The sequence below is a fragment of the Legionella sp. km772 genome (assembly GCF_003989735.1).
Taxonomy (GTDB): domain Bacteria; phylum Pseudomonadota; class Gammaproteobacteria; order Legionellales; family Legionellaceae; genus Legionella.
In genome coordinates this window covers 1-7,744 of sequence record NZ_RZGQ01000133.1, presented here as the reverse complement: position 1 = coordinate 7,744, position 7,744 = coordinate 1, and the positions used below count along the sequence as shown (strand labels likewise).

The following is a 7,744-nucleotide window of genomic DNA, read 5'->3' as shown; positions in this document are numbered from 1 at the left end:
CTCATTTAAATCACTTTGCTATTAAGTACAAATTGATTCTTAGAGCGAACCAGATTGCTTGGCAGGAGCTTAAAAATATGGCAGCTTAAAATTGACCGTGCGTAACATGAGTAATAATAAGAATCAAGTTTTTCAAGCGCTTTATGGACAACGTCTGGATGAAGCTATAGCAAGCCATGTTGTAGAACATATTATCGATGCGGCAATGCAGCTCATCAAAACTAAACCCCAAAACGCCAAAGAAGAACTAGCTTTATTCAAAACAGCCATCAACGACGTGTTGAAGCACGAGGTTGAGCAAAAAATGCTAAGTGCCAGAGAGGCAGACTTTATAAAACCGGCCATGATTAAAACTGTAGAAAAATTACTACTAACTCCCCAAAAAAATGCCAAGTTTTGGAAAGAATATAAAAACGAACCCAATTATAAACAAAGACTCAGTTTGCTTAGCGCGACTATAAAAGAGCAGATGAAACCCATCCTCTATGATGCAGGCATTATAGAACATTTAAAAAGAGACGTCTTGGTGAGCAAACTTGGTGGTTTAAGAACTGCCTATAAAAATACCAATCAAAAGGAATTAGGTTATCAAAAATTGCGTTCAGAGTACCCATTACGGACGGTAGAATTGCGCACCAGCTCTATTAAAACAACCGATTTCAATTCCGCGACCCGTCTGGCACGGGTGATGGATTCGCTGGGTTATTTGGATACAGTAAACCATATCACTAATCATGAGCTTCATAATCCGCAAAAATTTAATGTAGATCTTTTTTTTGGCAATGTCAGCAAGAATTTCGAGGGCATTTATAAAGCAGTGTTGCAAGGCGCGGGGAAAAACCCAGCTCAAGATAGCCTCCTTCTCGAAATTAAATCCTTAGAATTTCAATTAAAGTTACAAGGGGCATCAGAAGAGGTCATCAACAGACAAGTCTATCAATTCATCAAAGATCAAGTAGAAAAGAAACTGGATTCAGCTGAAGCCTTCGCACTTTCACGGGCGGTTGAATTCAGTAATAAAACTCTATCTTCAGAGCGTCTATTTAAAGAAACTTATGAGGAAAGTTTTAAACGAGCTGGCTTATTTGCTGTATCGAATATTACCGGTCAGCGGATTATGACGAGCAGCAGCTTACACAAAGCCTTAGCCGATAAATCCATCAACATGTTTGAGCTTTATGAGAAAAGAGAGTCGGATAAAAGGCAAAATCGTACCGAGCAAGTCTTTAGCGCCTTATCAGAGCTCACCTCCTTTGCCGATGATTATAAAGAATATAAAGGGGAAAGTAAGGCTCCAGAACTGCGTTAATCACGGCAGCCCACTTATCCTCTTCGGAAAAGGGGTAAACCTGTTGAAACGCCGCCATGTCGGCCTGCGTAAATTTAGTCAGGAGGGCTGAGATTGTAGATTGTAGGCCGGTTTTTCCTATTCGAACCAGCCTACATTCATTTTTATTAAACGTCGTAACGAAGACCTACTGTACCCATATTATAATACATGCTGTCTAAGTGGACGTTCCAATTAGTGGTTGGTACATGGCCAGGATATTGAGTTGAACCAAAAGTAAAATCAGTTGGCGATACGTATAAGAAGCGGTATTCTGCAAACAGACTCACTTGCTGGCTGACACTGAAATTTAATCCTGCTTTTACTTGGGCGGCGAAAGACCAATCATCATCACTCGTATTCGAATTATAATGGTTAACGCCTAATTCAAGTGGTGTTGTTTGCAGCGAATCAGCTCCTGAAATAGAAATAATCGCAGCACCAATTCCGCCCCCAATGTAAGGACGAACTGAACCCCAAACCGTATCAAAATTCAATACGCCATTAGCGAGAAGTACGCCATTATCCATTGGGTAGCTAACGCTAAAATCATGTTCAAGGAGGCGATTGGTATTATCATCTATATCGTGGCCGCGTTGAGTTAGGCCGAAATAATAGCCTTCAAATTCCAATGCAGGAGTCATAGCCCAGGGAGTTCCGCTTAATGAACCAAATTTATAACCAATAAATCCCCCACCCACGCCTACTGTATCGGAGTCACTTGCTTTTCCATAAGCATTAACATCTAAAGGAGGAGCAAAATAGGCAATACCATGTTGGCTAAGATTTTCGCTACCTACACCACCCGCACCACCAAAAGCACCAATATAAAAAGAACCAGGAGCAGGGCCTACAGCACCCATTGTACCTGCATTTAAGGCACTACTCGCTACAAGTAAACCTAAAGCCAGGGAATAATTAACATCCTTATATGATTTCATCATCTAATCCTTATTTTAAGGGAAAATTTCTACTTAATTTTTTACAAAAGTCTATGAATACTTTCACACACTATCATAATGTAATCTTATAAGCACTGTAAATATTGTTGTTTATTCTAACAATTAGATTAATTATATTTTTAAAAGAGCTCTTGTTGCTATAAAATAAAGCCTGTTACTATTCCCCTCCCCTATTTAGGCAGAGATGCTATGAATGTTCCAATTGAAGCCTTTCACCAAAGCGAGCGAAATTTTTTTTCAGCAATTAGTGTTAGGGCAAAAAAATTTGAAAATTTAACTGCGTACCTTAGTGGTGTAGATGCTTCTGGATTAAACCCTACTATGGTGCATGGAGTGAATAAAGCCAGTTTCCACCAAGACTTGCTCAATAGCCAGGCCTTTTATATCCAACAACAAGTCAGCACGGCCTTAATTGTTCCGGAATATTTACAAAGCAAGAGTAGCAAATTGATAAAGACGCAAGGACTTCATTTAATTGATGAAGGAGTGGCTATGGTGTGCTGCTTAACCACTTGGCCTGTCCAGCCCCCTGAATCACATTTATTAATCCAAGCCATGAATCATGATCTTTCCCAATGGAGTATTCCACTTACAGCAGGTTTTGAATCTACCCCTGAAAAAACCAGCGTGTATGTTCAAAGACATCGTGCTGCTTTAGAAAAAATAGAACTCTACCATTTCTCTGGTTTTGTTGCTCAGCAAGCCGTATGCTCACTTACAGTATCCTTATTAGGAAAGCACTATGCCCGTATAGACGATGTAGCCACCATTCCTGAGCATCAAGGTAGGGGATATGCCACTGAATTAATCCATTACACTTTAGATTTTTTAAAGAAAAAACACATTGAGACTTGTTTTTTAGAAGCCTCTAGCTCAGGGCTAAGTATTTATCAAAAAATAGGATTTAGAGAATTATTCAAAAATTATTATTACGAATAATCTGGGCTACCCACCAGCAAATACTGTAATTCTCGCAAAGAAGCGACCTCATAGTGTGGCGTGATGCCCGCTGGTGCCTCTATCTGGTGCTGATTAAACCAGCAAGTGCGCAAGCCAGCATTAATTCCCCCTAGGATATCAGAAGCAGGGTTATCACCCACCATCAGAACTTCAGAAGGCAAGGGATTTCCCATCAGCTTAAGGGTATGCTCAAAAATCGCTTTGTCTGGTTTAGCAACCCCGACCTGCTCAGAGATAACTAACACGTCAAAATAATTATTCAAGCCTGTACGGTCTAAACGCGCTTGCTGCAATTGGGTAAAACCATTGGTAATGATCCCTAACTTAGCTTTTGCCTTTAGAGCCTTAAGCAACGAAAGTGCACCCTCGATAGGAGTGCATATTTGAGCCATAATTGCTATAAAGGAATTATTTAAATCCTCAGGAGAGCAATTTAAACGCGCAGCCCACCCCGCAAAACGCTGGTACTGCAGTTGTTCGGCGGTGATGCTGCCATTTTGATAACTCACCCATAAAGGTTTATTAATTAATTCATAGTCGGCATAATCTTTTTCAGTAAAGGCCAGGTTAAATCCGGCAAATAAATGCTGTAAGCCTGTAAAAGCATCGAAATGAAACAGGGTATCATCTGCATCAAATAATACCCAAGAAAAATCGTTTATAGTACTCAACTTCAATTCCAAAAAATTAATTAGCGGTTAAACCCGGGGATGGGCTGGGTATAAGCTCATCACCGGCTTTAACCTTAAAAAGGCTCAACGCAGAAACTGGAGTTGTCACCAAAGAATCAACCGGTTTGAATGAGGTCATTAATTTATAGGTTTGATCCGTTGCATCACCATATTTGGTTAATTTAACTTTGGAGTAATTCATCCCTTCATACATCGCCATAATTTTTTTAACGACCAGCTCTAATGATTCCTCATCGGCTAAACCAAAAACCCCAAATTCCTTCTCAAATAGAAGGTATTTATAGGGGCTGCGTTCAACATCTAATTTGGCAACGACGGCAATATGGCCTGCAGTAAATGAACGCTGCGCCTTAGTATAGTCATTTTGTGCAAAAGTTAGACCACATAAATCACCGGCTTTGAAATGCTCCTCATTAAATAGGGTGCGTAAATCATCCCATTGAATAGAATGATGTTCGCTGTCTGCGCTAACTTCTGTTTCTGCACTAGCCAGTGTTTCTTTGACAAATGGAGCTGGAAGCGGCCGACTTTGATCAATTTGATAGTTAAGCAATCCTGCCTCAGGACACAACCATTTAAAACGGCCTTGGGCCAAAGAAATAATTAGCATCATTGACTGCCCAAAACAATCACCGCCAGTTCCTACTAGATCATCGGCTGGGTTATAATCAAAATGATATCTACTATTATCATGCGGCAGATAAAAGAAGTTCTTTTTCAGCTGTTGTAAACCCCTGCAACAATCAATAGCCATGGTAGCGCAAAAGCCATAGGCTTTGACAAAATTAGCTTTATTTACGCGCGTAGTTTGGATGCTTAGTAAAACCTTGTCGATAATTTTAGCTGAAGGCATAGTTTTTAACGCATTCATCAAACAACGAGCGGCTAAGTTTCCGGATTCAGTTAAATAAGCCGCATTTTCTTCAAATAAATCAGCTTGAGCTTTTAATAAATCGCGGTAAACAGCTAATTGCGTCCAATAAAAACTGCTCGTTGTCCATAGCATATTAGGTAAGGAATCGCCGGTTTTCGCCAATGCAACATATTCGCGATTTAACTTAGTTAAATGCTCTTTTAATAACCCTAAACTCGCCTGTAGGCTACTGTCTTTTTCTTTAACGGAACTAAGCTCCTTTTTAAGCCACAAAGCTCTTTTTACATCAAGAATCCCATCTGGGATTCGCCGTTGCAAATTTTCTAATTTACTGATTTTATTATCTAAAAGAAAAAGAACCTTATCTAATTCACTTATTGATTTAATCAGCGCAGGGGAAGGAGTAGGTTTTTCTTTTAATCCGTTGTGGATACTCACTAAACGGATTTTATAATCTTGCAGCAAGGATAAGGCGTCGAAAAGTTGAGTGCCAGCCTCGGGATGATAAAAATTAATCGGCTTAAATTGTGCTAAATCCTTTTTTACTTTTGCTAATAAATTCTTTTCATCCATATCAGAAATTACTGCTTCGTGGTGTTCTAAAAATGAGGCAATTTTAGCTAACACAAATTGGTACATAATCATTCCCTGTAACTACCCGTACCCAATTATCTCCTTATCTGGCTTAAAAAGCAACAAAAAACTGTTTTTTTCACCAGAACCTTCTCACCGACAGTAAAACAAATTTGAATCACTGTGAAAAATTTAAATACTTAATTATAATTATATAAACCATATGATCATCGGAAGGTTAGAATGATTAAACTGTTATTAGAAAATCTCAATGTTTCATTAAATAATGCTCTTGATTATATTACATTCCCCAAATTCAAAAAAAACTGCGACTTAATAGATTCAATAAAAAGTTCTATTGAGGCTGATTTAAACCGTCTAAAACTTAAAGACCCAACATTCTTAGATGGCCCGGACGGTCATATTGACTACTATTCTCCCCACGCAGAGCAACAACTGGCTAATCAACGGCAAATCATTGAACGCTCAATTCAACAGCTTAGATTATTGCAAGCCACCCTTTATGTATTTTATAAATACAGCAAAGAAGGTAAAAGTCTTCAGGGACCCCATGTTTTACCAAACAGTGTTGAGGGTTTGCGTTTACTGCAATTAAAAAAAGAAACAATCGATTTATTAAGTGTCAAAAGTTTGGATGAAATGGAAGCAAGACCTGATATTCAAGAGGCTCTTACGAAAATAAAAGAATATAATGAAGCGAAGCAACAACTTAAAGACATTGAGCTCGAATTAAAAAAAGGTACCAAAGGCCTTGAAAAAACTAAGCTTGAAACCAAACAAGCCGAGCTTGCTTTAAAAATTAAAGATTTTGAACAAGACGAAAGGCCGGGATTTCTTACCATCACACATGAGCTTAGCGATCTAAACCGAAAACTACTTAAGCATGAAAAAATTAAATCGCAACTTCCCAAGGGGATGCAAGATATAAAACGAGCACTCTCTTTGGTCAACGAAATAAAAGCCGCTCAGTTAAAATTAGCTAAAAAACAAAAAGAATTAACCAGTCTCTCCGCTGAAAACCCCAATTATTTTACGCTTAAAACAGAAATTGAAAACTTAGAAGAAGTGATTAAAACACTCAACCAACGTATTTCCTTTAGTGCTAACGAAAAAGATGATAAAGACTTGAAAGATATGTTGGAGGACATGCGTAAATTAATGACTACTAGCATTAACGGATACCAGAAACTTCTCACTAGTGGCGGCGATATGAATGCCTATTTACATCAAACCACTGGATTTTATTGGGAAAATTTATTTTTATATCGAAAAACCTTAGAAGCGTTTAACCAAAAACTAAAAGATACTCCCAATTTAACCGCTAAAGGTGAAGAATTGGCTCAATGTGTGACAAAAGCATTAGAAGATGTGCCTAGTTTAGCTGCCATTAATAAGGCGGTTAATGCCGTGAAGCAAGTCGATAACAAATTAAGCTTAAGAGGAACTAAATATAATGAAAAAGTAGATGAATACCGCGTTAAATTTTATAAAGAAGGGGCCGTTAGCATCACCAACACCATTCTCGAACAAGAAGACAAACCCTTTTTCTTCCTACCTTACAATGCGAATAATTATGTTTTAGACCACCCTGCCCATGTGGATATTATTGGGGCTTTAGGAAACTGTTATGGTGAAACACAAATGTTTCTGAAGCGGATTAATTGCAAATCGCCTTCGGTTAATAATATTTGTCCTGAAACAGAATTGATGAATTTCCAGCTTGATCAAACGAGAAGCCTTAGTGCTAATCCCGAAACGCAGGGTACTTTTACCGCCAGTAATCCTGGGGATTTTGCAAAATGGGATACCATTAAAGATTTTATCACTAAGCCCGCGACTTCAACCGCTCATGGCGATGTTTGCTATTTGCGTTTTAGTGGCGCCCGGGTTCCAGGCCATGATGCAGACGTTGCTCATGCGATGGGTTTAATAAAGTTTACAAATCCTGATCCCTATAAATACATAGTTTACGATTATAATTTGGGTGCAATGGGCTTTAGCACTGAAACCCAATTGCAAACTTTTTTTAAACAGATTTTTGAAGCGGAAAGTGGTGCCTATTACCCTTATTCCAAGTGCGTGATGCAAAAAGTAGACGAAGTAACCCCTGAATGCGCTAATTTTATCAATGGGGTTAATGGAATCCAGTCCCTTAAAAAGGCAAATCCTAATGCTAGTTGTATCAGAAATTATTGGCAGCCTCATCGCCTAGAATTATTTACTCATGTTACGCACGGTCAATTTTAAGCTGCCATATTTTTAAGCTCCTGCCAAGCAATCTGGTTCGCTCTAAGAATCAATTTGTACTTAATAGCAAAGTGATTTAAATGAGTTT

6 protein-coding genes are annotated in these 7,744 nt (G+C 38.6%); 3 read left to right on the top strand and 3 right to left on the bottom strand.

Annotated features, from left to right (window positions below):
• The first annotated feature begins 106 nt into the window (after positions 1 to 106).
• Positions 107 to 1,309 (top strand): hypothetical protein, encoded by a 1,203-nt coding sequence (locus ELY15_RS11780; RefSeq protein ID WP_127100257.1) that lies wholly within the window; start codon positions 107 to 109, stop codon positions 1,307 to 1,309.
• A 146-nt stretch (positions 1,310 to 1,455) separates the two neighbouring features.
• Here ELY15_RS11780 and ELY15_RS11775 read toward each other — a convergent pair whose 3' ends face one another.
• A complete protein-coding gene (locus ELY15_RS11775; RefSeq protein WP_233586683.1) occupies positions 1,456 to 2,271 on the bottom strand; it encodes an outer membrane protein in 816 nt (271 codons plus the stop codon).
• Positions 2,272 to 2,478: 207 nt separating this feature from the next.
• Here ELY15_RS11775 and ELY15_RS11770 point away from each other — a divergent pair, with 207 nt between their 5' ends.
• Positions 2,479 to 3,228, top strand: a complete 750-nt coding sequence (locus ELY15_RS11770; RefSeq protein WP_127100253.1) for an N-acetyltransferase — start codon at positions 2,479 to 2,481, stop codon at positions 3,226 to 3,228.
• On the opposite strand, the gene yjjG is transcribed toward ELY15_RS11770, so the two are convergent.
• Together yjjG and ELY15_RS11760 are read right to left on the bottom strand one after the other, a co-directional pair.
• The gene (gene yjjG, locus ELY15_RS11765; RefSeq protein ID WP_199744215.1) at positions 3,219 to 3,920 is read right to left on the bottom strand and encodes a pyrimidine 5'-nucleotidase; all 702 of its coding nucleotides are present in this window, start codon (positions 3,918 to 3,920) and stop codon (positions 3,219 to 3,221) included. The two genes, ELY15_RS11770 and yjjG, sit on opposite strands and share 10 nt — an antisense overlap.
• A gap of 16 nt (positions 3,921 to 3,936) precedes the next feature.
• Positions 3,937 to 5,454 (bottom strand): type IV secretion protein Dot, encoded by a 1,518-nt coding sequence (locus ELY15_RS11760; RefSeq protein WP_127100251.1) that lies wholly within the window; start codon positions 5,452 to 5,454, stop codon positions 3,937 to 3,939.
• A 177-nt stretch (positions 5,455 to 5,631) separates the two neighbouring features.
• Here ELY15_RS11760 and ELY15_RS11755 point away from each other — a divergent pair, with 177 nt between their 5' ends.
• Positions 5,632 to 7,656 carry a hypothetical protein gene (locus tag ELY15_RS11755; RefSeq protein WP_127100249.1) on the top strand — a complete coding sequence of 675 codons (2,025 nt, stop codon included), beginning with the start codon at positions 5,632 to 5,634 and terminating at the stop codon, positions 7,654 to 7,656.
• The last annotated feature ends 88 nt before the right edge of the window (positions 7,657 to 7,744 follow it).